Origin of the sequence: Burkholderia sp. MSMB1589WGS (genome assembly GCF_001636105.1) — a bacterium.
Lineage (GTDB): Bacteria > Pseudomonadota > Gammaproteobacteria > Burkholderiales > Burkholderiaceae > Burkholderia > Burkholderia humptydooensis.
Window position 1 is genome coordinate 383,711 of the sequence record NZ_LNJT01000008.1, and the last position, 23,860, is coordinate 407,570.

The window sequence follows — 23,860 nt, forward strand, 5'->3', positions numbered from 1 at the left end:
GAACCCATGGAAGAGAAACATCACAGCGCCGTCGGCATTCACGTAGACGAATCGGGCCTCGACCTGCCCGCCCGCGCGCAGGTCTGGAAGCGCGCGCAATGGGCGCTCGCCGCGGTCGGCCTGTTGCTCGCGGCGGGCGGCGTCCGCACGCTCGTCGCCGACTGGCGCAACGCAAACCGGCTCGACGCGCTCGCCGCGCAGAACGCACGCCAGTACGTGAGCGTCGCGCAGCCGAGCCCGGCGACGCTCGCGAGCCGCCTCACGCTGCCCGGCACGCTGCGCGGCTACGTCGAGGCGCCGATCTACGCGCGCGCGAGCGGCTACGTGCTGCGCTGGCGCGCGGACATCGGCGCGCGCGTGAAGCAGGGCCAGTTGCTCGCCGAGCTCGACACGCCCGAGCTCGACCAGGAACTCGCGCAGGCGGTCGCGCAGCGGCAGCAAGTCGAATCGACGCTCGCGCTCGCGAAGACGTCGCTCGACCGCGCGCGGCAGTTGCGCGAGCGCGATGCGGTGTCGCAGCAGGAGCTCGACGATCGGCAGGGCGCGTACAGCCAGGGCGTCGCGAACCTCGCCGCCGCCGATGCGAACGTGCGGCGCCTCACCGAGCTGAAGTCGTTCCAGAAGATCGTCGCGCCGATCGACGGGATCGTCACGCAACGCAACATCGACGTCGGCGATCTCGTCAACGCGGGCAACAGCGGCACGGGCCGCGCGCTCTTCACGGTCGTGCAGGCGGACCGGCTGCGGCTGTACGTGCAGGTGCCGCAGGCGTACGCGCAGCAGGTGCAGCCCGGCCAGCACGTGAGCGTCGCGCAGCCCGAGCTGGCCGGGCAGACGTTCGACGGCACGATCACGCACACCGCGCAGGCGATCGACGTCGCGACGCGCACGCTGCAGATCGAGATCACGCTGCCGAACGCCGACGGCCGGCTGATGCCGGGCGCATACGTCAAGGCGACGCTGCCGATGGCGCCCGCCGGCAACCTGACGATTCCGGCGAACACGCTGCTGTTTCGCGCGGAGGGGCCGAGCGTCGCGGTGGTCGAGGCGAACGGGCAGATCCGGCTGCATCGCGTGACGATCGCGCGCACGCTCGGGCAGACGCTCGAAATCGACAGCGGCCTCGCGGCGACCGACCGGATCGTGCTCAATCCGGGCGATTCGCTCGCGAACGGCGACGCGGTGATCGTCGCGCAGCCGCCGAAGGCCGGGCCGGCCGCGCCGAAATCGCCGCAGGCGGCGACGGGAGCGCGCACGTGAGCGCGCGGATGGCGTTCGGCGCGCGCGGCCGGCGCGGTGGGCGGCGCCCGCTCGCGCTGCTCGCCGCCGCGACGCTCGTGCTCGCCGGCTGCGCAGTCGGCCCCCGACTACCGTCGCCCGCCCGTCGATACGCCCGCCGCGTGGCAAATCGAACCGGCCGATTCGTACTGGCAGCCGGCCGCCCCCCGCGCGCGCGTCGCTCGCGCCCGACTGGTGGCGCGCGTTCGGCGATCCGCTCCTCGACGATCTCGAAACCCGCGCGCTCGCAAGCAACCAGAGCGTGCAGGCGATCGCCGCGCGCTACGATCAGGCGAAGGCGATGCTCGCGTCGGTCGCATCCGCGCAGTGGCCGAGCGCCGGCGCGACCGCGGGCGCGTCGCGCGCGCGGATCTCGGCCGACCGGCCGCTCACGAACTACGCGCAGCCGAATCATTCGACCGTGCAGAACGACGTGCAGATCGGCGCGACGGTCAGCTACGAACCCGATCTGTTCGGCCGGCTCCGCCGCTCGGTCGAATCCGCGCAGGCATCGGCCGACGAGGCGCGCGACGATCTCGCGAACGCGCGCCTCGTGATGACGGCGAGCCTCGCGACGAGCTACCTCGCGCTGCGCGAGACCGACGCGGAGATCGACGTGCTGAGCCGCTCGGTCGCGCTGCAGCGCAAGGCGCTCGACTTCGTGTCCGCGCAGCACGAGCTGGGCGCCGTGTCCGGCCTGAACCTGATGCAGCAGAAGGCGCAGCTCGACGCGACGCGCACCCAGGCGCAACTGCTCGTGAACCAGCGCGCGCAGCTCGAGCACGCGATCGCGACGCTCGTCGGCACGCCCGCGCCGGCGTTCTCGATTGCGCCGCGCGTGCAGGCGCTCGCCGCGCCCGCGCTGCCCGCCGGGTTGCCAAGCGACCTGCTGCAGCGCCGGCCGGACGTCGCGTCGGCGGAGCGCGCGATGGCGGCGGCGAACGCGCAGATCGGCGTCGCGCGCGCCGCGTATTTCCCGCGGATCACGCTGTCGCCGGCGCTCGGCTGGGATGCGACCCGCTTTGCGAGCCTCTTCGCCGCGCCGAGCCTGCTGTGGTCGGTCGGCGCGTCGCTCGCGCAACCGCTGTTCGAGGGCGGCCGGCTCGCGGCGGGCGTCGCATATGCGCAGGCGGGCTACGCGGCCGCGCAGGCGGCTTACCGGCAGACCGTGCTCGCCGCGTTCGAGGAAGTGCAGAACGCGGTCACGGGGCTGTCGGTGCTCGACGAGGCCGAGCGCCGCGCACGCTCGGCCGTCGACGACGCGCAGCGGCTCGTCGGCCTCGCGCAGGACCGCTACGCGGGCGGCCTGACCGCATACATCGACGTGATCGGCGCACAGCAGCAGTTGCTCGCGAGCGAGCGGCAGGAGGTGCAGATTCGCGGGCAGCGCGCGGCGCTCGTCGTGTATCTCGCGAAGGCGCTCGGCGGCGGATGGAGCGCGGCGGAGACGGCTGACGCGCAGCGGCCGGCACGATCCGCCGCGACAGGTGCACAATCTACGGCGAACGCCGCCGCGGCGCCGCCCGCCGCGCCGGCACAACGGGACAGAACATGAAAGTACTGATCGTCGAAGACGAAGCGAAAGTGGTCGATTACCTGAAGAGCGGCCTCGCCGACGAAGGCTGGGTCGTCGACGCCGCGACCGACGGCGAGGAAGGCGCGTGGATGGCGGTCGAATACGACTACGACGTGGTCGTCCTCGACGTGATGCTGCCGAAGCTCGACGGCTTCGGCGTGCTGCGCTCGCTGCGCGCGCACAAGGACACGCCCGTCATCATGCTGACCGCGCGCGACCGCGTCGACGATCGCGTGCGCGGCCTGCGCGACGGCGCCGACGATTACCTGACGAAGCCGTTCTCGTTCCTCGAGCTCGTCGAGCGGCTGCGCGCGCTGACGCGCCGCGCGCGCGTGCAGGAATCGACGTTGATCTCGATCGGCGACCTGCGCGTCGACCTGATCAGCCGCCGCGCGACGCGCAACGGCGTGCGGCTCGATCTCACCGCGCAGGAATTCCAGTTGCTCGGCGTGCTCGCGCGCCGGCGCGGCGAGGTGCTGTCGAAGACGACGATCACCGAGCTCGTCTGGGACGTGAACTTCGACAGCAACGCGAACGTCGTCGAAACCGCGATCAAGCGGCTGCGCGCGAAGCTCGACGGCCCGTTCGCGGACAAGCTGCTGCACACGATCCGCGGGATGGGCTACGTGCTCGAGGAACGCGCGGACGACGACGGGCAGGCGAAGCGATGATGACGCGCTCGATTTCGAGACGGCTGTCGGTGCTGTTCGGCGTCGCGTCGCTGTTCGTGTTCACGCTCGTCGGCGTGGGCCTGTTCGCGATGATGGAGCGGCAGTTGTTCGCCGAGCTGCGCGCGACGCTCGACACGCGCACGAAGATCGCCGCGATGATCGTGTCGCACGGCACGACGGCCGCGCGCTTCAGGATCACGCAGGACAAGCTCGCCGATCTCGAGCCGCCCGACGGCTCGACCCGCTATCACGTCGACAGCGCCGATCCCGCGTTCCGCTTCGGCAAGCCGGTCGAGGGCGCGCCCGACGGCTACGCGGCCGACGGCTTCCTGCGGCTGCGCCCGCCCGGCAGCGAGTACGACGTGATGACGAAGACCGTCGTGCTGCCCGCGAGCGGCGAGCGCCCGACACTCACGCTCGTCGTGTCGACCGCGTGCGAGCGCACGCAGAAGAGGCTGCGTCACATCGCGCTGACGCTCGCCGCGCTGATCTCGGCCGCGACGCTCGCGACGCTGCTGCTGAGCCGCGCGGTCACGCGCGTCGGGCTCGCGCCGCTCGCGCGGCTGTCGCGCGAGGCGGCCTCCCTCGGCCCGGCGAACCGGCGGCAGCGGCTGCGCACCGACGCGCTGCCGCGCGAGCTGCACGATCTCGCGAGCTCGTTCAACGGCGCGCTCCAGCGGATCGAGCGCGCGCACGAGCGGCTCGAAGCGTTCAACGCCGATGTCGCGCACGAGCTGCGCACGCCCGTCAGCATCCTGATCGGCCAGACGCAGGTCGCGCTCGCGCGCGAGCGCTCGGCGGACCGGCTGCGCGAGACGCTCGAGTCGAATCTCGAGGAGTTCGAACGGCTGCGGATCATCGTCAACGACATGCTGTTCCTCGCGCGCTGCGACCGCGGCGAGCGTGCGACCGATCTCGCCGACGTGTCGCTCGCCGCCGAGGTCACGCGCATGCTCGCGTTCCTCGAGATGTCGCTCGACGACGCGCAACTGCGCGCGGAACTCGCGGGCGACGCGCGCGCGAGCGTCGATCCGTCGCTGTTCGGCCGCGCGATGACGAACCTGCTGATCAACGCGATCCAGCACACGCGGCCGGACAACGCGATCCGCGTGACGATCGCGCCGCGCGGCGAGACGGTCGAGATCGCGGTGTCGAATCCGGGCGAGCCGATCGACGCGACCGCGCGCGCGCATCTGTTCGAGCGCTTCTACCGGATCGAGGAGGCGCGCGCGAACAGCAACGAGAATCACGGGCTCGGGCTGTCGATCGTGAAGGCGGTCGCCGAGATGCACGGCGGCGCCGTGTTCGTGTCGTGCGAAGGCGGCTGGAACACGATCGGCTTCTCGGTCGCCGCGCGGCCGGCCGACGCCGGACCGCACGCGCGCGACGTGCGCCCGGCGGCGGGCGCGCGGCGGCCGGCGTTGAAAACGACGTGAGCTGCGGGCGGCAGCCCGCTCAACGCACCGCGGCCCGCCTCGCCTCCTCGTCCCGCGTCTCGCGAAGCGGCACCGCGTCCTGCCAGCGCCGCACGTAGTCCGGCACGCCGGCGGGCGCGGCGTCCGTGATCGGCGCGAAGTGCGCGTCGCGCATCGGCAGCACGCCCGCCCACACCGGCAGGCCGAGATCCGCTTCGTCGTCCTTCGGGCCGCCCGTGCGGACCTTCGTCGCGGCTTCGTCGAGCGCGATGCGCAGCACCGTCGTCGCCGCGAGCTCGCTCGCGTCGCCCGGCCGCGCGTCGCGGCTTCTGCCCGGCGCGATCCGCTCGACGAACGTGTCGAGCACGGCCGCCTTCTGCGCGTCGGGCACGGCCTCGAACTCGCCGTAGATCACCGCCGACCGGTAGTTCATCGAATGATTGAACGCCGAGCGCGCGAGCACGAGGCCGTCCAGATGCGTGACGGTCACGCACACCTGCGCGCCCGCCGCCGCGAGCTTCAGCATCCGGCTGCCGTTCGAGCCGTGGATGTACAGATGATCGCCTTCGCGCCAGCACGCGGTCGGAATGCAGTGCACGCCCGAGTCGTCGGCGAATGCGACGTGGCACACATACGCATCGTCGAGGATCGCTTCGAGCGTCGGGCGATCGTAGTGGCCGCGATAGGCGGCGCGGCGCACGCGGGTGCGCTCGGTCGGCGCGCTCGGGTCTTGGACGGAATCGGCTGCGGTCGAGGTCATCGGCGTGGCTCCTGCATCGGCATGTTCGTTTCGGAAGACTCGACGATAGAAAATCTGTGGCACCATGAATAGATCCATGCGATCACAAATTTTTGGAGCCACGATGGACTACGGCGTGCTGCTGTCGAACTTCGAGCGGGACAACGCGCACGATGCGCTCGCGCGCGCATCGCAGCAGCACAGGCTCTACGCGTGCCTGCGCGCGGCGATCCTGAACGGCACGCTCGAGCCCGGCACGTATCTGATGTCGTCGCGCGCGCTCGCCGAGACGCTGCGGATCGCGCGCAACACGGTGCTCTACGCATACGAGCGGCTCGTCGCCGAGGGCTTCGTCGTCGCGCGGCGGCAAGGCACGATGGTCGCGCGCGTCGGGCTGCCCGCGGCCAGCGCGGCCGCCTCGCCCGCGAACGCGCGGCCCGCGCTCGCGCGGCGCGTCGCAGGGCTGCCGGACATCGACGCCGACGACGAGCGCGAGCCGCTGCCGTTCCTGCCGGGGATGCCCGCGCTCGACCAGTTTCCGCTCGCGCCGTGGCGGCGCGCGCTCGAGCGCGCGTGGCGGCGCATCGGCCCCGCGCAGCTCGGGCATGCGCCGCTCGGTGGCAATCTGCGGCTGCGGCAGGCGATCGCCGAATACCTGCGCGTGTCGCGCGGAATCGGCTGCGATGCGCAACAGGTGTTCGTCACCGACGGCACGCAGCACGGCCTCGACCTGTGCGCGCGCACGCTCGCCGACTCGGGCGACACCGTCTGGATCGAGAATCCCGGCTACGCCGGCGCGCGCGCGGCGTTCGAGGCGGCCGACCTGCGGCTCGTGCCGATTCCCGTCGATGCGGACGGCCTCGCGCCGAGCGCCGGGCACTGGCGCGCGGCGCCGCCGCGGCTCGTCTACATCACGCCGTCGCATCAGTATCCGCTCGGCGCGGCGATGAGCGTCGAGCGGCGCGTCGCGCTCGTCGCGAACGCGCGCGCGGCGGGCACGTGGATCGTCGAGGACGATTACGACAGCGAGTTCCGCCACTTCGGCGCGCCGCTCGCCGCGCTGCAAAGCCTCGGCGACGACGCGCCCGTCGTCTATCTCGGCACGTTCAGCAAGACGATGTTTCCGACGCTGCGCATCGGCTTCGTCGTCGCGCCGGCGGCGCTCGCGCCAGAGCTGCGCCGCACGATCTGCGCGCTCGCGCCGCGCGGGCGCCTCGCCGAGCAGCTCGCGCTCGCCGACTTCATCGAAGCGGGCCATTTCACGCGGCATCTGCGCCGGATGCGCCGGCTCTACGACGAACGGCGCGGCGCGCTGCAGGACGCGCTCACGCGCCATCTCGGCGGCGCGCTGACGGTGTCGGGCGGCGCGGGCGGCATGCATCTGTCCGCGCGGCTCGATGCGCCCGTCGCCGACGTCGACGTCGCGCGCGCGGCGCGGGCCCGCGCGATCAGCGTGCGGCCGCTGTCGCGCTTCTGCCTGCCGGGTACCGATTGCACCGCGTACAACGGCCTCGTGCTCGGCTACGGCGCGGTGCCGACCGAGCAGATCGACGCTTGCGTGCGGCGGCTCGGCGCCGCGATCGACGATGCGCGGCACGCCGGGCGGAAGACGGCGCGCAGCGCCGCGAGGTAAACCGGACGGCATGCGAGCGCGCCCGCCCGGCGCCTCCCGGCGCGCCGCCCTCCGCCGCCCTCCGCCGCGCCACGTCCCGCGAGACTGCCGACTTCCCCGCTTTCGTCTAAGCTGGTCGCTCGCCACCGCCTCGCGGCGATCCGTTCTCCCCCTTTTTGCGGAGTCAGCCCATGCACATCGACCTCACCGGCAAGACCGCCCTCGTGACCGCCTCGACCGCCGGCATCGGCCTCGCGATCGCCGAGGGGCTCGCGCGCGCCGGCGCACAACTGATCGTCAACGGCCGCAGCGATTCGTCCGTCAAGGCCGCGCTCGCGCATCTGCGCGCCGCGGCGCCCGGCGCGAGCGCGCAAGGCGTCGTCGCGGACCTGTCGGACGCGCAAGGCGCAAAGCGGCTGATCGACGCCGCGCCGTCCGTCGACATCCTCGTCAACAATGCGGGCATCTACGGCCCGAAACCGTTCTTCGACATCGACGACGCCGAATGGGAGCATTTCTTCCAGATCAACGTGATGTCGGGCGTGCGGCTCGCGCGCCATTATCTGAAGGGAATGCTCGAGCGCGACTGGGGGCGCATCGTGTTCATCTCGTCGGAATCGGCGCTCAACATCCCGGCCGACATGATCCATTACGGCTTCACGAAGACCGCGCAGCTATCGATCTCGCGCGGGCTCGCGAAGCTCGCGGCCGGCAGCCGCGTGACCGTGAACGCGGTGCTGCCCGGCCCGACGATGTCCGACGGCGTGAAGGCGATGCTGAAGGCGACGGCCGACGCCCGGCACCAGAGCGTCGAGCAGGCGGGCGTCGATTTCGTGCGCGCGCATCGGTCGAGCTCGATCATCCAGCGGCCGGCGACTTGTGACGAAGTCGCGAATCTCGTCGTCTACGTGTGCTCGCCGCAGGCGTCCGCGACGACGGGCGCGGCGCTGCGCGTCGACGGCGGCGTCGTCGACACGATCGCGTAGCGAAGAATCGGGCCGCGCGGTCGGGCCGCGCGGCCGAGCCGTTCAGCCGTTCAGCCGGCCCGCCGCTCACGCGCGCGGCTCGTCGCGCGTCGCGCGCGCGCCGCCGCCGCCGCCGCGCAGCAGCCCGGCGCGGTCGGCTTCCGCGCAAGTCGCGAAGCCGTGCCCCGAAACGACGCCGCGCCGGTCGAACATGACGTAGTACGTCCGGTGGTCGTTGCCGTGCCGCAAATCGTAGTTGTAGCAGACGCCCGTGCCGTTGCGCACCATCCAGACGCTTGCCGGATTGCCGCCCGCCTTCACGATCTGCGTCTGCGTCGCACCCGGCTGCGCGGCCGCCTTCGGCAGCGGCAGCCTCGCGTACGAGAACGAGTCGAACCAGCCGCTGAACCACGAACAGCCGCTCATCAGCAGCGCGGCGGCGAGCGGGCAAGCAAGGGCGGAAACGGTGCGGTTCGTCGTCTGGATTGGCATGCTGCTCTAGCTCGGCGGCACGATGCCGTCGCAGTGGAAAACTGCATGCTAATCGACGTTTCGCTGTCTTTTTGTTGAATTTTTAAAAACAGCCGGAAAAACAACGCGCCGTTCGTTCGGCGCGCGCCGTCAATCGACCCACTCCGCCCATAGCACGGTCAGCACCGTCATCAATGCGGGGCCGACGAACAGGCCGAGCAGCCCGAACGTCTCCGCGCCGCCGAGGATGCCGAACAGCACGAGCAGGAACGGCAGCCGCGCGGAACTGCCGATCAGCACCGGCCGCACGAAGTGCTCGGCGACGAACACGACGACGGCCCCGAACGCCGCGAGCCCGATCGCCCAGCCGAGCGCGCCCTGCACAAAAAGCCACAGCGCCGCGCCGCCAAACACGAGCGGCGCGCAGAACGGCAGCATCGCCGCGACCGCGGTGACGAGGCCGAGCAGCGCCGCATGCGGCAGGCCCGCGAACGCGTACGCGAGCCCGAGCAGCACGCCTTCGCCGAAGCCGACGACGACGAGCCCCGTCACCGTCCCGTACACGGCGGCCGCCATCCGCCGCAGCAGTGCAGCGCCGCTTTCGCCGAACGCGCGCCGCACGCCGGTGAGGAGCGCCCCCGACAGACGCGGGCCCGCCTGGAAGATCACGAACAGCGTGACGAGCATGAAGCCGAACAGCACCGCCGCGTGCGCGAGCCGCGAGCCGAAGTGCCGGCCGAACGTGACGACGCTCCCGCCGTCGACGCTCTTCACCGCGCTCGCCGGATGCAGCGGCTTCGCGAGATTCGCCTGCCACCACGCGCTCGCCTGCTGCGAGCCGAACGGCAGATGCGACAGCGCGTCGGGCGCCGGAATGCCGGTCTGCTCGGCGCGATGCAGCCAGCCGAGCAGTTCGTGGCTCTGCTCGACCGCCTCGACGAGCCCCGCCGCGATCGGCACGACGACGAGGAGCGCAACCGCCGACGTCAGCGCGGCGGCGACGAGCGTCGCGCGGCCGTGGAACGCGGGCAGCGCGTCGATCCGGCGCAGCGCGGGCCACAGCGCGATCGCGACGACGCACGCCCACGCGATCGCCGGCACGAAATCGCGGATCACCCACAACGCGAGCGCGACGAGCGCCGCATACAGCGCGCCGAGCGCGATCGACTGGGCCTTCGGACGGCCGGCGGGCTCCGGCGGGACAGACGCGTTCTGGACCATGAGGACTCTTGGCAAAATATGCGAGCGCGGCGCGCCGACACCGCCATCTTAAAGGATGCGCGCGAGCGCGCCGGCGCGGCGGCCGACCGTCGCGCGCGGCCGGGTTCAGCGCAGCGTTTTCGTCATGAACACGCGGCTCGTGCCGGGCGGATCGCACGGCACCTCGCCGAAGCGGCGCCAGCCGAACTTTTCGTGGAACGCGGGCGCCTGGACGCTGATCATGTAGAGCAGGGCCGCGCCGCAGCCGCGCTTGCGCGCTTCGTCCTCGGCGAGCCGCAGAATTTCGCTGCCGACGCCTTCGCCGAGCAGCGCCGTCAGCCGACGACGTGATAGCCGCCGTCGATGTACTCGACGTTGCCCGTCAGCGCGGCCGCGTCGTCGCTCGCGAGGAACGCGGCGACCTGGCCGACGTCGTCGATGTCGACGAGACGATGGCCGGGCGTGCGCTCGCGAACGCGTTCGAGCAGCGCGTCGAAGCGATCGATGCCCGATGCGGCGCGCGTCTTCAGCGGCCCGGGCGACAGCGCGTGCACGCGGATGCGCCGCGGCCCGAGCTCGGCGGCGAGATAGCGCACCGAGCTCTCGAGCGCCGCCTTCACGGGCCCCATCAGGTTGTAGTCCTCGACCGCCCGCTCGGCGCCGTAGAACGTGACCGTCAGCAGGCAGCCGCCGTTCGCCATCAGCGGCTCGGCGAGATGCGCGACGCGGATGAACGAATGGCACGACACGTCCATCGCCATCGCGAAGCCCGCCTGCGAGCAGTCGGTCACGCGGCGATGCAGGTCGTCCTTCGGCGCGTACGCGATCGAGTGCAGCACGAAGTCGAGCTGCCCCCACTCTTGCGCGATGCGCGCGAACACGCCTTCGAGCCGGCCGGGCTCGCGCACGTCGCACGGCACGACGAGCCGGCTGTCGAGACGCTCCGCGAGCGGCCGCACATAAGGCTCGGCCTTCTCGTTCAGGTACGTGATCGCGAGCTCGGCGCCCTGCTCGCGCATGATCCGCGCGCAGCCGAACGCGATGCTGCTTTCGTTTGCGATGCCGATGATCAAGCCACGCTTGTGCTGAAGTCGCATTGGGATCTCCTTCGACGGTCGTTCGACGGGGGCGGGCGGCGCGCGGAATCGCGCGGTGCGGTTCGGGTTGCGCGAGGATGCGCGAGGGCGGCGCATTCACGCCGTGAATGCCCGGCTGCGTTTCATGTTCGCGGGCAGGCGGCCTCGCGCCGCTCGCCCGAAAACTGTCGGCGATCGATGCGGGCCGGGAGTTGATCGATATCAATCGGAGAGCGAAACGTGCGCCGCATTTCGCCGGCTGAATGCGGCTCGCGATTCATTGCAGAAAGATGACGCGCCGAGCGCGACGCGCGATATCGGGCCGACAATTTCATTCCAGGCGGACGACATCGCACCGTCCGCCTTCTACGGAACCGCCCACGCCATGACGACGCCGATCGGACATGGGAGGCTCTTCACGCACCTGCGCGAACCTCATGCGCGGCGGCATGGCATGCAGCAGACTGGCAACGAACATACGGCATCACGCATTCGAAGCCGCGGCCGCCGACGCGCTTGATGCGCACGCGCGAACGCCTCGCCGCCTCGCCGCCTCGACACCGACGAAGCGCCGGCGCGTCGCACCGTCACGCCGCGCGATAACGCTCGAGCCAATGCGCATACGGCGCGGGCAGCGTCCAGGACGCGCGATCGACGCCGAGCTCGAGCGCCGCGCGATACGGCCAGTGCGGATCGGCGAGATGCGCGCGGCCGACCATCACGAGATCGAGCTGCCCGTCGCGGACGACGCGCTCCGCGAGCGCCGGCGCATCGATCCCCCACGCGGACGCGACGGGCAGTTGCGCTTCGCGGCGCACCCGCTCGGCAACGGGCGCGAGAAACGCGGGGCCCCACGGAATGCGCGCGTCCGGCGTCGAGAAGCCGATCGTCACGCTCAGCAGGTCGAGCCCCTCCTGCTTGAAGCGCTTCGCGAGCCCGATCGATTCGGCGAGCGTCTCCTCGTCGCGGCCGTCGTACTCGATCACGCCGAAGCGCGCGGTGAGCGGCAGACGCTCGGGCCACACCTCGCGCACGGCCGCGAGCGTCTCGACGAGAAAGCGCCCGCGGTTCTCCGCCGAGCCGCCATACGCGTCGGTGCGCCGGTTCGAATGCACCGAGAAGAAACTCTGCGCGAGATAGCCGTGCGCGAAATGCAGCTCGAGCCATTCGAAGCCCGCGTCGAGCGCGCGCTTCGCGGCCGCCGCGTAATCGGCCTTCACGCGCGCGATGTCGTCCGCCGTCATCTCGCGCGGCGCCTTCGGCAGATGCGCGCCGTACGGCACCGCCGATGGCGCGATCGTCTGCCAGCCGCGCGCGTCGCCCGCGGCGATGTGGTCGTCGCCTTCCCACGGCCGGTTCGCGCTCGCCTTGCGCCCCGCGTGCGCGAGCTGGATGCCGGGCACCGCGCCCGCGGCCTTGATCGCGTCGACCGAGCGCGCGAACGCGGCGGCCTGCCCGTCGTTCCAGAGGCCGGTGCAGCCCGGCGTGATGCGGCCTTCCGGCGACACCGCGGTCGCCTCCGCGATCACGAGCCCCGCGCCGCCGCGCGCGACGCCCGCGAGATGCACGTGATGCCATTCGTTCGGCACGCCGTCCTCGGCGACGTACTGACACATTGGCGGCACCGCGATGCGGTTGCGCAGCTTGATGTCCTTCAGTTGAAACGGTTCGAACAACGCGGCCATCTACGACTCCTTCGGTATTCGTGTTGCGGTCGGTGGGGTAACTCGGGTGATGCTGCGATTGCGATCTGAGCGGCCGCTCGCGCCGCGCGTCACGTCTTGAGCAGATCGAGCAGCGCTTCGGCAACCGGCTCCGACGACGCCGGGTTCTGCCCGGTGACGAGCAGCCCGTCGACGACGACGTGCGGCGCCCAGTCGGCCGCGCGCGAGTAGCGGCCGCCGTTCGTCTTCAGCATGTCCTCGACGAGGAACGGCACGACCTCGGTGAGCTCGACGGCCGCCTCCTCGCTGTTCGAGAAGCCCGTGACGTTGCGGCCCTTCACGAACGGCTCGCCCGACGGCCCCTTCACGTTGCGCAGCACGCCGGGCGCGTGACAGACGGCTGCGACGGGCTTGTTCGTCGCAATCGCGCGCTCGATCAGCGCGATCGAATGACGGTCCTCGGCGAGGTCCCACAGCGGGCCGTGGCCGCCGGGGTAGAACACCGCGTCGTAATCGTCGATCGACACGCCGGCGAGCCTGCGCGTCGACGCGAGCGCGGCCTGCGCTTCGGAATCCTTGTCGAAACGGCGCGTCGCGTCGGTCTGCAACGCCGGATCGCTGCTCTTCGGATCGACGGGCGGCAGCCCGCCGCGCGGCGACGCGAGCGTGAGCTCGGCGCCGGCGCCCTGCAGCGCGTAGTACGGCGCGGCCAGTTCCTCGAGCCAGAAACCGGTTTTCTTGCCGGTCGTGCCGAGTTCGTCGTGCGAAGTAAGAACCACGAGAATCTTCATCTGGATGCCCTCCTTGGAGTCTTGAGAATCAGGCGGCGCGGCCTGGGCGGGCCCGCTATTAGACCAGTCGTCTATAAAATGGCCGCAAAAAACGCGGCGGCGCGATTTCCATCGTCCGCGCCGCCGCGCATGACATTCGTGTTCAGCGCGCTCCCGGCAGACCGAGGATGCGGCGCGTGCTCGCCATCGCGACCGCGAGCGGCTCGCCGCTGCGCCGGATCTTTTCGATCAGCGTCGCGCCGACCCACAGCTCGTACAGCATCGCGGCCGTCTGCTGCGCATCGAGGTCGACCTTCAGCGAGCCGTCGTCGAACGCCGCCGCGATGCACGCGGCGAGCCGCGCGACGATCTGCGACGTGCCGCGCTCGAGCGCCGCGCGCATCGCCTCCGACAGATCGCAGACCTCGGCGCCGAGCTTGACGACGAGGCACTTGCCTTCCGGGTCGTTGCCCGTCTGCATCTGCTGCCATTGGGTCCAGTAGCGCATCAGCCGGTCGATCGCGGCGCCGGAGCCGCGCACGAGCAACTCGTCGAGGTGCGCGAGGTAGTCGTCGAAATACGATTCGAGGATCGACTCGCCGAACGCCTCCTTCGACCCGAAATAATGGTAGAACGACCCCTTCGGTACGCCGGCCGCCACCAGAATCTCGTTCAGGCCGACGCCCGTGAAGCCCTTGCAGAGCATGATGGGCTTGGCGGTGTCGAGGATGTGCTGCCGGACGTCGGCGGTGGTTGCGGCGTTCATGGGGGTGGATGATAACGTGGAATTAGACCGGTCGTCTAGTAACGGAACATCGGCCCTGGGCGCGGCATGGAATGCGCCCGAAAGCGCGGTCGACCGGTCGCGCGACGCGCGTCGTCGTCGATGGTGACGGCGACGGCGACGCGCGATCTTTCGCCACGCCACCCCGGCATCGGCGCGCCGATGCCCCGATACCGCAACGCCTCACGCCCCCTTCGGTATTCCAACGCGCGTGACGCACGCATATCATTCGCGCATCGCGCATCCGCAGGGCCAGCGGCGCGCGCCGGCTCCGACGAACGAACCGGCGCGCTCGCCTGCGCGGCGCAGCACACAGGAATCCTAGATGAACACCAAGCGTTCCCGGACGGAACTCGTCGCCGCGCTGCTCTGGGCGGCGCTGTATCTCGCGAGCGGCTATCTCTCGCACGCGCTCAACGGTCCCGTCCGGATGACGGGCTACATCTGGCTGCCGGCCGGCGTGACGATCGGCGCATTCATGTTGCGGCCCGTGCGCGAATGGCCGATGCTGGCCGCCGCGTTCCTCGTCGCGCAGCTCGCGCTGACGGGCATCGAGCACGGCAACCTGTTCAACGCGGCGCTGTTCGCGATCGACGAGGTCGGCGCGGCCGCGCTCGCGGTAGGGTTCGTGCGGCGCATCCGTTTCTCGCTCGAAGGCCTGTATTTCCTGCGCTCGGTGATCCTCGCCGGCGTGATCGCGGGCGTGCTCGGCGCGATCGGCGGGGCGGCCTGGTACACGGTCGTCAACGGCGCGCCGTTCGTCGGCGTCGGCCTTGTGTGGGCGGCGTCCGATTTCGTCGGCGTGCTGCTCGTCACGCCGGTGCTCGCGTCGTGGTCGCGCTTTCGCGCGCACCGCTCGGGCGATCACGAGCGCTTCGACCTGATGCCAAGCCCGAGAGGAGAAAAGCGGCAAGCAACCGGGCGATCCCAAAAAAGCAGCGCGCGATGCCCGCCGCGATTGCCGCGGACCGCCCTCCCGCACATCTTTTGCCCGGTAGCGATGCACTCGGGCTCGTGCGCGACAGGTTGTCGGCATTGGCGGACGAGATCCGTGCGTGGGAGGCTGTGACGGTCTCGACGGACGGCTGACGCTCGCCGGAGCCGGGGGCTGCCGAACCCCTCCTGCTCCGGAAAGGCGCGGCGCGCAATCACGATGCGGCAGTCCGCTACCGCCTCACCCGCGACTCTCGAGCCAATGCACGCTGAACAACCGCGCATCGTCGATCCACACTGTCCCCGGCGTGAACCCCGCCGCCTGCGCGAGCGCGCGAAACCCGTCGACCGTGAACTTGTGCGAGTTCTCGGTATGCAGCGTCTCGCCCGCCTCGAACCGGAACGCGTAGCCCGCCACGCGCACCGTCTGCGCGCGCCGGCTCACGAGATGCATCTCGATGCGCTGATGGTCGACGTCATAGAACGCGCGATGCGCCCACGCGCCGAGCGCGAAATCCGCGCCCAGCTCGGCGTTCGCGCGCTCGAGCAGATTCAGGTTGAACGCAGCCGTCACGCCCGCCGCATCGTTGTACGCGCGATGCAGGATCGACACGTCCTTCACGAGATCGACACCGATCAGCAGCCCGCCGCCCTCGAGCAGCGAAGCCGCGCGCCGCAGGAACGCCGAAGCCTCGTCCCGCGAGAAATTGCCGATCGTCGAGCCGAGGAAGCAGCCGACACGCCGCCCATTCACCCGCTCGATCGCGCGCAATTGCTCGGACTGCAGATAATCGGCGACGACGGGCTGCACGTCGAGCCACGGATACGCGTCGCGCAACGCGGCGGCCGACTGCGCGAGATGCTCGGCCGAGATGTCGACGGGCAGATAGCGCACGGGCGGATTCGACGCCGCGCACGCGTCGAGCAGCACGCGGATCTTCGACAGCGACCCCGCGCCGAATTCGATCAGGTTCGCGTCGCGGCCGATCTGCGCGGCGATCTCGTGCGCGCGGCGCTTCAGGATCGCGAGCTCGGTGCGCGTCGGATAGTACTCGGGCAGCTCGCAGATGCGGTCGAACAACGCGGAACCCGCCGCGTCGTAGAAATATTTCGGCGCGATGCTGCGCGGCGAGCGGCGCAGCCCCGCGAGCAGATCATGGCCGAACGCGCTGTCGCGCATCGTGTCGATCGCCACGCCCGCGGCGACTTCATCCATCCGTTCAGAGATCTCTCGCAAGACGCACTCCCGTGAATTGCCAGCGCGCGGCCGGCGGAAAGAAGTTTCGATACGTCGCGCGCGCATGCCCGGGCGGCGTCGCGGCGCTGCCGCCGCGCAGCACCTGCTGCCCGATCATGAACTTGCCGTTGTATTCGGCCGCGACGCCCGCCATCGGGCGAAAACCCGGATACGGGTCATACGACGAGCGCGTCCATTGCCACGCGCAGCCCGTCATCTGCGCGATGCCCGGCGCGTCGAACGCCGCCTCCCATTCGGCCTCGGTCGGCAGCCGCGCGCGCGCCCATTCGGCGTACGCGGCCGCTTCGTAGAAGCTCACGTGCGACACGGGCGCGTCGCGCATCAGCGGCCGCAGGCCGCCCAAGCCGAACTCGCGCCAGCCGAGCCCTTCGCCGCCGTCGGACGCGATCCAGTAGAGCGGCGCCTTCCACCCTTCGCGCTGCGCGATCGCCCAGCCGTCGGACAGCCAGAACTCCGGGCGCGCGTAGCCGCCGTCGTCGATGAACGCCGCGTATTCGCCGTTCGTCACGAGCCGGTCCGCGATCTCGTGCGGATGCAGCATCGTCCGATGGCGCGGCCGTTCGTTGTCGAACGAAAAGCCGCGGCCGTCGTGGCCGATCTCGACGATGCCGCCCGGCCGCGGCAGCCAGCGCATCGCGCCGTTCGTGCGCCGCGCATCGGCCGAAGGCGTCGCGTCGCCGCTTCGATATGCGGGCAGCAGCGGATTCAGCGAGAACGCATGCAGGATGTCCGTCAGGATCAGCTCCTGGTGCTGCTGCTCGTGATGCAGGCCGAGCGTGATCTCCGGCTCGATCGCGATCAGCGTCGGCAGATCGGACGTGCGCAGCAGGCCGAGCAGCGCGTCGTCGACGTGACGCCGATAGCGATGCACGTCGTCCAGCGACGGACGCGACAGCATTCCGCGCTGCGGCCGCGCATGGCGCGGGCCGAGCGCTTCGTAATACGAATTGAAGAGATACGGATAGCGCGAATCGAACAGCTTGTAGCCGCGCGCATGCCGCGCGAGGACCACGGTCTCGAAGAACCATGTCGTGTGCGCGAGATGCCACTTCGTCGGACTCGCGTCCGGCATCGATTGCAGCGCCTGGTCCTCCGCGGACAACGGCTCCGCGAGCTCGACGCTGTATCGGCGCACGTCCGTGAAGCCGCGCGCGAGGTCCGACGCGAGACTGCGCGCCGTTTCTTCGTTCTTCGTCATGTGCATCGTCCCGACTGGATGGCTCGCCCGCGCGCCGTGCAACGCCCGTGAACCCATGCAACAAAGAATAGGACACGCGCGCGGCGTCGCGACCGCGATCGCGACGCCGCGCGCGCGCACCGCTTTCGCGGCGCACCCCGTTGGCGTGATGAATGTTTCGGCGTCAGCCGATCTTGATCGAGTCGACGCGATCCGGATAGAACGCGAGATGGCCGGCGATCTGCCTGACCGCGTCGTGCGGCGTTTCGTACGACCAGATCGCATTGACGCCGCGCTCGCCGGCGCCCTTGATGCTGTAGTAGGACGCGTCGCCCTTGTACGGGCAGTGGCTCTCGTGCGTCGTGCGTTCGAGTCGCGCGAGATCGACGTCCTTGCGCGGCACGTACTGCACCGGCGGATACGACGCCTCGCGCAGCGTGAGCGCGTCGCGCGTGTCGGCGAGCGTGTGGCCGGCCGCCTTGACGACGACGCGCTCGCCCGTCGCCTCGATCGTGATCGGATGGTCCGGGCCAGGAACCTTGACGGTATGACTTGACTGAGTCATGAAAGCGCCTCCGGTTGCAAAACACGTCGGATGTCGGGCACATCGTACGCCGCTGCGGCGCGGCGGACGACGCGCGAGCCGCGAATTCTGAAGTTCCGGCGAACGAACAATCCTCGTTGCAGACGCGGTTAATTGCAAGGTGTACGGCGATCGAAAGCAACGCGCGCGATTCATCCGATCTCGCGTGCGCGCAGATTCCATTCCCATTTGCCGGAAGCGTCCGGCTGGTCGACGATGCGCGTCGCCCTTTTTGCATGGACCGTCTCGCGCGGCGAGGTTCCCCGGTCTTCGTTCACATGCAACGAACCGTTCGCGCGCGCAACGCCGCGCCAACCGCGTGCCGCGCTCATCAGTTTTTACTGAAATTACGACAAATACATTAAATAAAACCATCGCCAAGCACATACCATAGCGGCCGACACTGGCTATGGCGCTTCACACGGCGGATATTCACCGAACGGTCGCCTCCGTTTCACCCTCGCGACGCGTCGCACACGTGCGCGCGCCGCCTTGACTTCGCAGAGAGATTCATGCCCCGCCCCATCGTCGCCCGCATTCACCCCGACGCCGTCGCGCACAATCTTGCAATCGTCCGGCAAAAAGCGCCGAGCTCGCGCGTCTGGTCAGTCGTCAAGGCGAACGCCTACGGTCACGGCATCGAGCGCATCTATCCGGCGCTCGCCGGCGCGGATGGCATCGCGCTGCTCGACCTCGACGAAGCGGTGCGCGTGCGCGAGCTCGGCTGGACGAAGCCCGTGCTGCTGCTGGAAGGCATCTTCGACGCGGCGGACGTCGAGACCGCGGATCGCTATCGGCTGACGGTCGCCGTGCATGGCGACGAGCCCTTGAAGCTGCTGACGTCGTCGAAGACGGCGCGCCCGATCGACATCCAGTTGAAGATGAACTCCGGGATGAACCGGCTCGGCTATCGTCCGGACGCGTTCCGCGCCGCGTGGGAACGCGCGGCCGCCGCGCCGTCGATCGGCCGCATCGCGCTGATGATGCATTTCGCGAACGCCGACGACGGCGAGATCGACTGGCAGATGAGCATGTTCGACGCCGCGACGGACGGCCTGCCCGGCGAGCGCACGCTGTCGAACTCGGCCGCCGTGCTGTGGCATCCGCGCGCGCACCGGGACTGGGTGCGGCCCGGCACGATCCTGTACGGCGCGTCGCCGACGGGCGCGACCCGCCACGTCGCGGACGTGCCGCTGCGGGCCGCGATGACGGTCACGAGCCGGATCATCGGCGTGCAGACGCTGTCGCCGGGCGAGACGGTCGGCTACGGGCGCCGCTTCGCGGCCGGGCGCGCGATGCGCATCGGTGTCGTCGCGTGCGGCTATGCGGACGGCTATCCGCGCCACGCGCCCACCGGCACGCCGATCGCTGTGGACAGCGTGCGCACGCAAGTCGTCGGCCGCGTGTCGATGGACATGCTGACCGTCGACCTCACGCCGTGCCCGAACGCGGGCGTCGGCTCGACGGTCGAGCTGTGGGGCGAGCAGGTGCGCGTCGACGACGTCGCGCAAGCCGCAGGCACGATCGGCTACGAGCTGATGTGCGCGCTCGCGCGGCGCGTGCCGGTCCTCGTCGATCCGTATCCCGCTGCCACCGCGCACGCGGAGCCCGCACGGACCGGGAGCCACGGGCGCTGAGCGGAGCACGGGCCGGCGCTTCTGCGCGTCGCCGCATCGGCTCGCACGATCCCACTGCGCCGCATGCGACGCCCGTGAGCGGCCGCCCCGCGCGCGGCATGCGCATGCACCCGCCGCTCACGTCCGCCAGCGCGGCGGCCGCTTGTCGAGAAACGCGTCGATGCCCTCGCCCGCGTCCGCTTCCATCATGTTGCGCGCCATCACGTCGGACGCATACGCGTATGCATCGTCGAGCGGCATCTGCCGCTGCCGGTAGAACATCGCCTTGCCGTAGCGCACCGCGGCCGGGCTCTTCGACAGGATCGCCGCGACCGTGCGCGCGACGGCCGCGTCGAGCGCGTCCGCCGGCACCGCCTCGTTGACGAGGCCCCAGTCGACGGCCGTCGCTGCGTCGATGAAGCGCCCGGTGACGAGCATGTCGAACGCGCGCTTCGCGGATACGTTGCGCGACAGCGCGACCGCGGGCGTCGCGCAGAACAGCCCGACGTCGATGCCGGACACCGCGAAGCGCGCCGTGTCGGCAGCGATCGCGAGATCGCAGGACGCGACGAGCTGGCAGCCCGCCGCCGTCGCGATCCCGTGCACGCGCGCGACGACGGGCATGGGCAGCGCGCGGATCGCCTGCATCACGCGGCTGCATCGGCCGAACAGGTCGCGGTAGTACGCGAGATCGGGCGTGCCGCGCATCTCGCGCAGATCGTGGCCCGCGCAGAACGCGCGGCCTTCGGCGGCGAGCACGACGCAGCGCACGCGCGGATCGCCGGCGAGCGCCGCGAGCTCGCACTGCAACGCGTCGAGCAGCGCCTCCGACAGCGCGTTGAACTGCGACGGCCGGTTCAGGCGCAACGTCGCGACGCCGTCGCGATCGTCGCGCACGAGCGGCGGCGCGAACGCCTGGCTGGATGGTTCCATGTCTTCCTCCTCGATGGGCACGCTGGGCACGCGGTTCGCGCCGGGGCGGGCGCAAGCGTCGCCCGGCGCGTGTCGAACAAAGGTATACCGTATCCCGAACGGATCAAACCGCGTGGCGTCAAGCGATGCGCACGAGCAAATCCGTCGATGCGGCGAAAAACCGACACCGTCCGACGGAGCGCGCCGCGGCAGTGGACATCGTCGGAAAAAGCTGTATATTCATACAGCTCGCGCCGCCGGTTTTCCATGCGAGAATCGCGTGCTGCCGGGCAGCCCGCCGAGCCGCTCGCGCTTCGGCGCGGCGGCCGAGGCGAATCGGGCATCGCGGGACGGGCCACGGAGAAGACATAGTGAAACTGGTTGGATGCGGATTGCTGTTGTTGGCTTTCACAGCCTCGACATTGGCGGGCGAACGCTACGTCGAGATCTGGAATCCGCCCGAAGCGCGCACCGGCTCGAGCACCGGCGCGCGCCACGACCCGCCTGCCCGCAAACCGGCCGCCCCTGCCGCGAAGCGCAAGCGCGTCGCGCCGCACGTCGTCGAGGCGCGGATGCATCATCCGCCCACGGCCGTGAAGATCGCGCCGAAGCCGCGCGCGATCGAGGACGACGCACCGCGCCCCGCACCCGCGCTGCCGTCGCCCGCCGCCCCCGACATCCCCCGCCTGTTCACGCCGGACGGCAACGTGCTGCGCGTCGGCATGCGAGGCTACCGCGCCGACGTCGAGCGCTGACCGAAACAGCGCGTCGATTCGGCGTCGATTCGGCGTCGGTGTGCATTGGGTATGCATCGGCACACGCCGCCGCCGACAGCCGCGCCGTCACGCCCGGCCCGGCATGTGCGATCGATGCCGCTGCTCGCCCATGCGCGACAGCGCCCGGCCGCCGGCACGACCCGGAGCGACGATTGACGCGACGCCCGGCTTCCAGCATGATCGCTCGCATGGCCCACGTCACTTTCACCGCGACTACGACGACCACGACCGCCGATGGCGGGTCGTGAGGTCAGTACGTCGGCTTCGATTCACTCAACGTATTCACCCAAGGCCCCGCCCGCGAAGGACGGGGCCTTGTCGTTTCTCCGTCCGCCGCGGGCAATACCGGAGAAACACGATGAACGCGCCACGCGCCTCACGCCGCGCCCTTCTGATCGTCGACATGCAGCATGGCTTGTTCAACGGCCCCGACCGGCCCCACGCGGGAAGCCGCGTCCTCGATAACATCAACCGGCTGATCGGCAAGGCTCGCGAAGCCGATGCCCCCGTTTTCGCGGCCCGGCACACGGGCCCGCAGGGCTCGCCGATCGCGCCGGGCAGCCCGCTGACCCGGTTGCTGCCCGATCTTGCCGTGCGCGCGAACGTCGACACGCTATTCGACAAGACCCGCCCGAATTGCTTTCTCGGCACCGGCCTGGCGGCCTGGCTCGCCGACGCCGGCATCGACGAACTGGTCGTCACCGGCATGAAAACGGAGTACTGCGTCGACACGACGTGCCGCGCGGCTGCCGATCTGGGTTTCCGGCCGGTGCTGGTCGCCGACGCGCACACTTGCATGGACACGTCGGCGCTATCCGCACGCGCAATCATCGAGCATCACAATCTGACGTTGAACGGCGCGTTTGCGACGCTCGAAGACACCGCGAACTGCCGGTTCTGACCAGCGCCGATCGGGCGCGTCCGTCCGATCGCTTGCCCGGACGCGCGGCAAACGCGGCGAGCAGCGCATGCCGCGGCATGCCGCGACGCGAGCGCACGCCGCCACGCCCAAAGCAAACAGCCGGCCCGAAGGCCGGCTGCTCGTGCGACTGCCCGCGCGACGCAAGCGTCGCGCCGACGCGTGCGCTTAGAAGCGGTGGATCAGACCGACGCCGAGGCCCACCTGGCTGCGCGACGATGACGGCGATGTGTTGAAGCCGTCGCCGATCGACGCGGTCGCGTCGATGATCTTGCCGCCCGCGAGCGTCTTGCCGTTCGCGCGCTGGTACGCCTCGACCGCGTAGAGGCCCGTGCGCTTCGACAGGCTGTAGTACTGCGACAGCGTGAACTGGTGGTACTGCGCGGCGCTCGTGATGCCGTTCGATTGCGTCGCGCGCGTGTACGCGTAGCCGCCCGCGAAATCCCACTGAGCCGACGGCTTGAAGTGCAGCACCGCGCCCGCGGTGTTGAAGATCGCCGTGTTGCGGAACGCCGAGTTCACGCCCGGGATGTACTGCACGTTCGAGTACGACACCGAGACGTCCCACGCGGGCGAGAACTGGTAGCCGGCCGTCACCGCGACGCGCTGCTGCGCCTGCGCGGTCTTGTAGCCGTTGTTGATCGCGGACACGGCCGTCTGCGCGCCGCCGTTCGACGTCGTCGAATTCGCGCCCCAGTCGCCGCCGCCCGACGTCGAGTTGTTCACGCGCTGGAACGCCGCCGCGATGCCGAGCGGACCGTTCATGTACTGGATGCCCGCGCTCCACGTGGAACCGGCGTTCACGCTGCCCGGCTGGCCGCCGAACGCATATGAGCCGCCGAACGTGAAGCCGTAGAACTTCGGCGACAGGTAGACGAGCGAATTGTTCGCGCGATAGCTGGTGTCGAGCGAATCGATGTCGCCCGGATGCGCGCCGAAGTAGCCGGTGAGCCAGGTCGTCGGGCTGTACGGCGACAGCAGCGTGTAGTACGCGGTGTATTGACGGCCGGCCGTCAGCGTACCGTACGTCGGGTTGGTCAGGCCGACCCACGCCTGACGCGTGAAGATGCCGCCCGCGAACTGCGACGTGCCGTTGGCCGTGCTGAAGCCCGATTCGAGCTGGAAGATCGCCTTCGAGCCGCCGCCGAGGTCCTCGCTGCCCTTCAGGCCGAAGCGGCTGCCCGCCCACACGCCCGTCGACATCTTCACGGCCGAGCGGCCGCCTGTCGTCGAGCCGAGCGACGTGCTGCTGCTCTGATACGCGATGCCGTTATCGACGATGCCGTAAAGCGTCACGCTGCTCTGTGCGTGCGCGGTGGCGACAGCCGCCAAACCGACGGCCGTCATCGCGACCGCTGTGCGCTTTTTCATTGATTCTCCGTCCTCAAGAAATTTTTGTGTGGTGTGTCACGCGGCATGGTCTGCCCATGCGGCCGCCATTCTCACCGATCCGGTCGTGTTGCAA

The 23,860-nt window shown here is 70.2% G+C and carries 21 protein-coding genes and 4 pseudogenes; 11 read left to right on the forward strand and 14 right to left on the reverse strand.

Features of this window, described 5'->3' with window-relative positions:
• Positions 1-6: 6 nt before the first annotated feature.
• The 4 genes and pseudogenes from WT16_RS19710 to WT16_RS19725 all read left to right on the forward strand — a co-directional run bounded on the left by WT16_RS19710 (position 7) and on the right by WT16_RS19725 (position 4,961).
• On the forward strand, positions 7-1,260 hold the full coding sequence (locus tag WT16_RS19710) for an efflux RND transporter periplasmic adaptor subunit (RefSeq protein WP_006027599.1): 1,254 nt from the start codon (positions 7-9) through the stop codon (positions 1,258-1,260).
• Positions 1,261-1,268: 8 nt separating this feature from the next.
• Positions 1,269-2,833 (forward strand): annotated as a pseudogene (locus WT16_RS19715) (efflux transporter outer membrane subunit).
• Positions 2,830-3,525: a heavy metal response regulator transcription factor gene (locus WT16_RS19720; protein ID WP_015603449.1), complete on the forward strand. Its 696-nt coding sequence runs from the start codon at positions 2,830-2,832 to the stop codon at positions 3,523-3,525. The pseudogene WT16_RS19715 and the gene WT16_RS19720 overlap by 4 nt, the downstream one beginning before the upstream one ends.
• Positions 3,525-4,961, forward strand: coding sequence for a heavy metal sensor histidine kinase (locus tag WT16_RS19725; protein WP_063534025.1), 1,437 nt, complete (start codon positions 3,525-3,527; stop codon positions 4,959-4,961). The genes WT16_RS19720 and WT16_RS19725 overlap by 1 nt, the downstream gene beginning before the upstream one ends.
• 19 nt (positions 4,962-4,980) lie before the next feature.
• On the opposite strand, the gene WT16_RS19730 is transcribed toward WT16_RS19725, so the two are convergent.
• On the reverse strand, positions 4,981-5,700 hold the full coding sequence (locus WT16_RS19730) for a pyridoxamine 5'-phosphate oxidase family protein (RefSeq protein ID WP_059930228.1): 720 nt from the start codon (positions 5,698-5,700) through the stop codon (positions 4,981-4,983).
• Between the two features lie 103 nt (positions 5,701-5,803).
• On the opposite strand from WT16_RS19730, the gene WT16_RS19735 reads away from it, so the two are divergent.
• Positions 5,804-7,312 (forward strand): PLP-dependent aminotransferase family protein, encoded by a 1,509-nt coding sequence (locus tag WT16_RS19735; RefSeq protein ID WP_063534026.1) that lies wholly within the window; start codon positions 5,804-5,806, stop codon positions 7,310-7,312.
• 170 nt (positions 7,313-7,482) lie between these two features.
• A complete protein-coding gene (locus tag WT16_RS19740) occupies positions 7,483-8,277 on the forward strand; it encodes an SDR family NAD(P)-dependent oxidoreductase (RefSeq protein WP_063534027.1) in 795 nt (264 codons plus the stop codon).
• Between the two features lie 66 nt (positions 8,278-8,343).
• Here WT16_RS19740 and WT16_RS19745 read toward each other — a convergent pair whose 3' ends face one another.
• The 7 genes and pseudogenes from WT16_RS19745 to WT16_RS19770 all read right to left on the reverse strand — a co-directional run bounded on the left by WT16_RS19745 (position 8,344) and on the right by WT16_RS19770 (position 14,203).
• A complete protein-coding gene (locus WT16_RS19745; RefSeq protein WP_063534028.1) occupies positions 8,344-8,748 on the reverse strand; it encodes an outer membrane protein assembly factor BamE in 405 nt (134 codons plus the stop codon).
• Positions 8,749-8,877: 129 nt separating this feature from the next.
• Entirely contained in the window at positions 8,878-9,948 is a 1,071-nt protein-coding gene (locus WT16_RS19750; protein WP_006027607.1) for an AI-2E family transporter, read from the reverse strand.
• Positions 9,949-10,053: 105 nt separating this feature from the next.
• Positions 10,054-10,260, reverse strand: a pseudogene (locus WT16_RS31975) (GNAT family N-acetyltransferase); the annotation flags it as partial.
• A 2-nt stretch (positions 10,261-10,262) separates the two neighbouring features.
• Positions 10,263-11,024, reverse strand: coding sequence for an enoyl-ACP reductase FabI (gene fabI / locus WT16_RS19755; protein ID WP_063534029.1), 762 nt, complete (start codon positions 11,022-11,024; stop codon positions 10,263-10,265).
• Positions 11,025-11,590: 566 nt separating this feature from the next.
• The gene (locus tag WT16_RS19760) at positions 11,591-12,688 is read right to left on the reverse strand and encodes an NADH:flavin oxidoreductase/NADH oxidase (RefSeq protein ID WP_059930241.1); all 1,098 of its coding nucleotides are present in this window, start codon (positions 12,686-12,688) and stop codon (positions 11,591-11,593) included.
• A gap of 89 nt (positions 12,689-12,777) precedes the next feature.
• The gene (locus tag WT16_RS19765; RefSeq protein WP_059930243.1) at positions 12,778-13,458 is read right to left on the reverse strand and encodes a type 1 glutamine amidotransferase domain-containing protein; all 681 of its coding nucleotides are present in this window, start codon (positions 13,456-13,458) and stop codon (positions 12,778-12,780) included.
• A 142-nt stretch (positions 13,459-13,600) separates the two neighbouring features.
• On the reverse strand, positions 13,601-14,203 hold the full coding sequence (locus WT16_RS19770) for a TetR/AcrR family transcriptional regulator (RefSeq protein ID WP_063534030.1): 603 nt from the start codon (positions 14,201-14,203) through the stop codon (positions 13,601-13,603).
• Between the two features lie 343 nt (positions 14,204-14,546).
• Here WT16_RS19770 and WT16_RS19780 point away from each other — a divergent pair.
• Positions 14,547-15,107, forward strand: a pseudogene (locus tag WT16_RS19780) (MASE1 domain-containing protein); the annotation flags it as partial.
• Position 15,108: 1 nt separating this feature from the next.
• Positions 15,109-15,310, forward strand: a pseudogene (locus tag WT16_RS35060) (short-chain dehydrogenase/reductase); the annotation flags it as partial.
• Between the two features lie 85 nt (positions 15,311-15,395).
• On the opposite strand, the gene egtD reads toward WT16_RS35060, so the two are convergent.
• The 4 genes from egtD to WT16_RS19800 all read right to left on the reverse strand — a co-directional run bounded on the left by egtD (position 15,396) and on the right by WT16_RS19800 (position 18,504).
• Positions 15,396-16,370, reverse strand: a complete 975-nt coding sequence (gene egtD, locus WT16_RS19785) for an L-histidine N(alpha)-methyltransferase (RefSeq protein WP_063534031.1) — start codon at positions 16,368-16,370, stop codon at positions 15,396-15,398.
• 4 nt (positions 16,371-16,374) lie between these two features.
• Entirely contained in the window at positions 16,375-17,610 is a 1,236-nt protein-coding gene (gene egtB, locus WT16_RS19790) for an ergothioneine biosynthesis protein EgtB (protein ID WP_063534905.1), read from the reverse strand.
• A gap of 163 nt (positions 17,611-17,773) precedes the next feature.
• The gene (locus WT16_RS19795) at positions 17,774-18,154 is read right to left on the reverse strand and encodes a DUF427 domain-containing protein (protein ID WP_015603053.1); all 381 of its coding nucleotides are present in this window, start codon (positions 18,152-18,154) and stop codon (positions 17,774-17,776) included.
• Positions 18,155-18,324: 170 nt separating this feature from the next.
• The gene (locus WT16_RS19800) at positions 18,325-18,504 is read right to left on the reverse strand and encodes a hypothetical protein (protein WP_063534032.1); all 180 of its coding nucleotides are present in this window, start codon (positions 18,502-18,504) and stop codon (positions 18,325-18,327) included.
• A gap of 180 nt (positions 18,505-18,684) precedes the next feature.
• Here WT16_RS19800 and alr point away from each other — a divergent pair, with 180 nt between their 5' ends.
• On the forward strand, positions 18,685-19,809 hold the full coding sequence (gene alr, locus WT16_RS19805) for an alanine racemase (protein ID WP_015602615.1): 1,125 nt from the start codon (positions 18,685-18,687) through the stop codon (positions 19,807-19,809).
• A 117-nt stretch (positions 19,810-19,926) separates the two neighbouring features.
• Here the strand turns inward: alr and WT16_RS19810 are convergent, their stop codons facing one another.
• On the reverse strand, positions 19,927-20,721 hold the full coding sequence (locus tag WT16_RS19810) for an enoyl-CoA hydratase (RefSeq protein ID WP_063534033.1): 795 nt from the start codon (positions 20,719-20,721) through the stop codon (positions 19,927-19,929).
• Between the two features lie 380 nt (positions 20,722-21,101).
• On the opposite strand from WT16_RS19810, the gene WT16_RS19815 reads away from it, so the two are divergent.
• Entirely contained in the window at positions 21,102-21,455 is a 354-nt protein-coding gene (locus WT16_RS19815; RefSeq protein ID WP_041862062.1) for a hypothetical protein, read from the forward strand.
• A 379-nt stretch (positions 21,456-21,834) separates the two neighbouring features.
• The gene (locus WT16_RS19820; RefSeq protein WP_015602932.1) at positions 21,835-22,377 is read left to right on the forward strand and encodes a cysteine hydrolase family protein; all 543 of its coding nucleotides are present in this window, start codon (positions 21,835-21,837) and stop codon (positions 22,375-22,377) included.
• Between the two features lie 186 nt (positions 22,378-22,563).
• On the opposite strand, the gene WT16_RS19825 is transcribed toward WT16_RS19820, so the two are convergent.
• On the reverse strand, positions 22,564-23,766 hold the full coding sequence (locus WT16_RS19825; RefSeq protein ID WP_015603285.1) for a porin: 1,203 nt from the start codon (positions 23,764-23,766) through the stop codon (positions 22,564-22,566).
• Positions 23,767-23,860 lie beyond the last annotated feature (94 nt).

What these genes read in the sequence shown, in the direction of transcription:
- WT16_RS19725 (WP_063534025.1), top strand. Translation starts at nt 3,525, where the DNA reads ATGACGCGCTCGATTTCGAGACGGCTGTCGGTGCTGTTCGGCGTCGCG.
- WT16_RS19795 (WP_015603053.1), bottom strand. Translation starts at nt 18,154, where the DNA reads ATGACTCAGTCAAGTCATACCGTCAAGGTTCCTGGCCCGGACCATCCG.
- WT16_RS19770 (WP_063534030.1), bottom strand. Translation starts at nt 14,203, where the DNA reads ATGAACGCCGCAACCACCGCCGACGTCCGGCAGCACATCCTCGACACC.
- WT16_RS19735 (WP_063534026.1), top strand. Translation starts at nt 5,804, where the DNA reads ATGGACTACGGCGTGCTGCTGTCGAACTTCGAGCGGGACAACGCGCAC.
- WT16_RS19800 (WP_063534032.1), bottom strand. Translation starts at nt 18,504, where the DNA reads ATGAGCGCGGCACGCGGTTGGCGCGGCGTTGCGCGCGCGAACGGTTCG.
- WT16_RS19810 (WP_063534033.1), bottom strand. Translation starts at nt 20,721, where the DNA reads ATGGAACCATCCAGCCAGGCGTTCGCGCCGCCGCTCGTGCGCGACGAT.
- alr (WP_015602615.1), top strand. Translation starts at nt 18,685, where the DNA reads ATGCCCCGCCCCATCGTCGCCCGCATTCACCCCGACGCCGTCGCGCAC.
- WT16_RS19765 (WP_059930243.1), bottom strand. Translation starts at nt 13,458, where the DNA reads ATGAAGATTCTCGTGGTTCTTACTTCGCACGACGAACTCGGCACGACC.
- WT16_RS19740 (WP_063534027.1), top strand. Translation starts at nt 7,483, where the DNA reads ATGCACATCGACCTCACCGGCAAGACCGCCCTCGTGACCGCCTCGACC.
- WT16_RS19745 (WP_063534028.1), bottom strand. Translation starts at nt 8,748, where the DNA reads ATGCCAATCCAGACGACGAACCGCACCGTTTCCGCCCTTGCTTGCCCG.
- fabI (WP_063534029.1), bottom strand. Translation starts at nt 11,024, where the DNA reads ATGCGACTTCAGCACAAGCGTGGCTTGATCATCGGCATCGCAAACGAA.
- egtD (WP_063534031.1), bottom strand. Translation starts at nt 16,370, where the DNA reads ATGGATGAAGTCGCCGCGGGCGTGGCGATCGACACGATGCGCGACAGC.
- WT16_RS19750 (WP_006027607.1), bottom strand. Translation starts at nt 9,948, where the DNA reads ATGGTCCAGAACGCGTCTGTCCCGCCGGAGCCCGCCGGCCGTCCGAAG.
- WT16_RS19720 (WP_015603449.1), top strand. Translation starts at nt 2,830, where the DNA reads ATGAAAGTACTGATCGTCGAAGACGAAGCGAAAGTGGTCGATTACCTG.
- egtB (WP_063534905.1), bottom strand. Translation starts at nt 17,610, where the DNA reads ATGACGAAGAACGAAGAAACGGCGCGCAGTCTCGCGTCGGACCTCGCG.
- WT16_RS19760 (WP_059930241.1), bottom strand. Translation starts at nt 12,688, where the DNA reads ATGGCCGCGTTGTTCGAACCGTTTCAACTGAAGGACATCAAGCTGCGC.
- WT16_RS19825 (WP_015603285.1), bottom strand. Translation starts at nt 23,766, where the DNA reads ATGAAAAAGCGCACAGCGGTCGCGATGACGGCCGTCGGTTTGGCGGCT.
- WT16_RS19730 (WP_059930228.1), bottom strand. Translation starts at nt 5,700, where the DNA reads ATGACCTCGACCGCAGCCGATTCCGTCCAAGACCCGAGCGCGCCGACC.
- WT16_RS19710 (WP_006027599.1), top strand. Translation starts at nt 7, where the DNA reads ATGGAAGAGAAACATCACAGCGCCGTCGGCATTCACGTAGACGAATCG.
- WT16_RS19820 (WP_015602932.1), top strand. Translation starts at nt 21,835, where the DNA reads ATGAACGCGCCACGCGCCTCACGCCGCGCCCTTCTGATCGTCGACATG.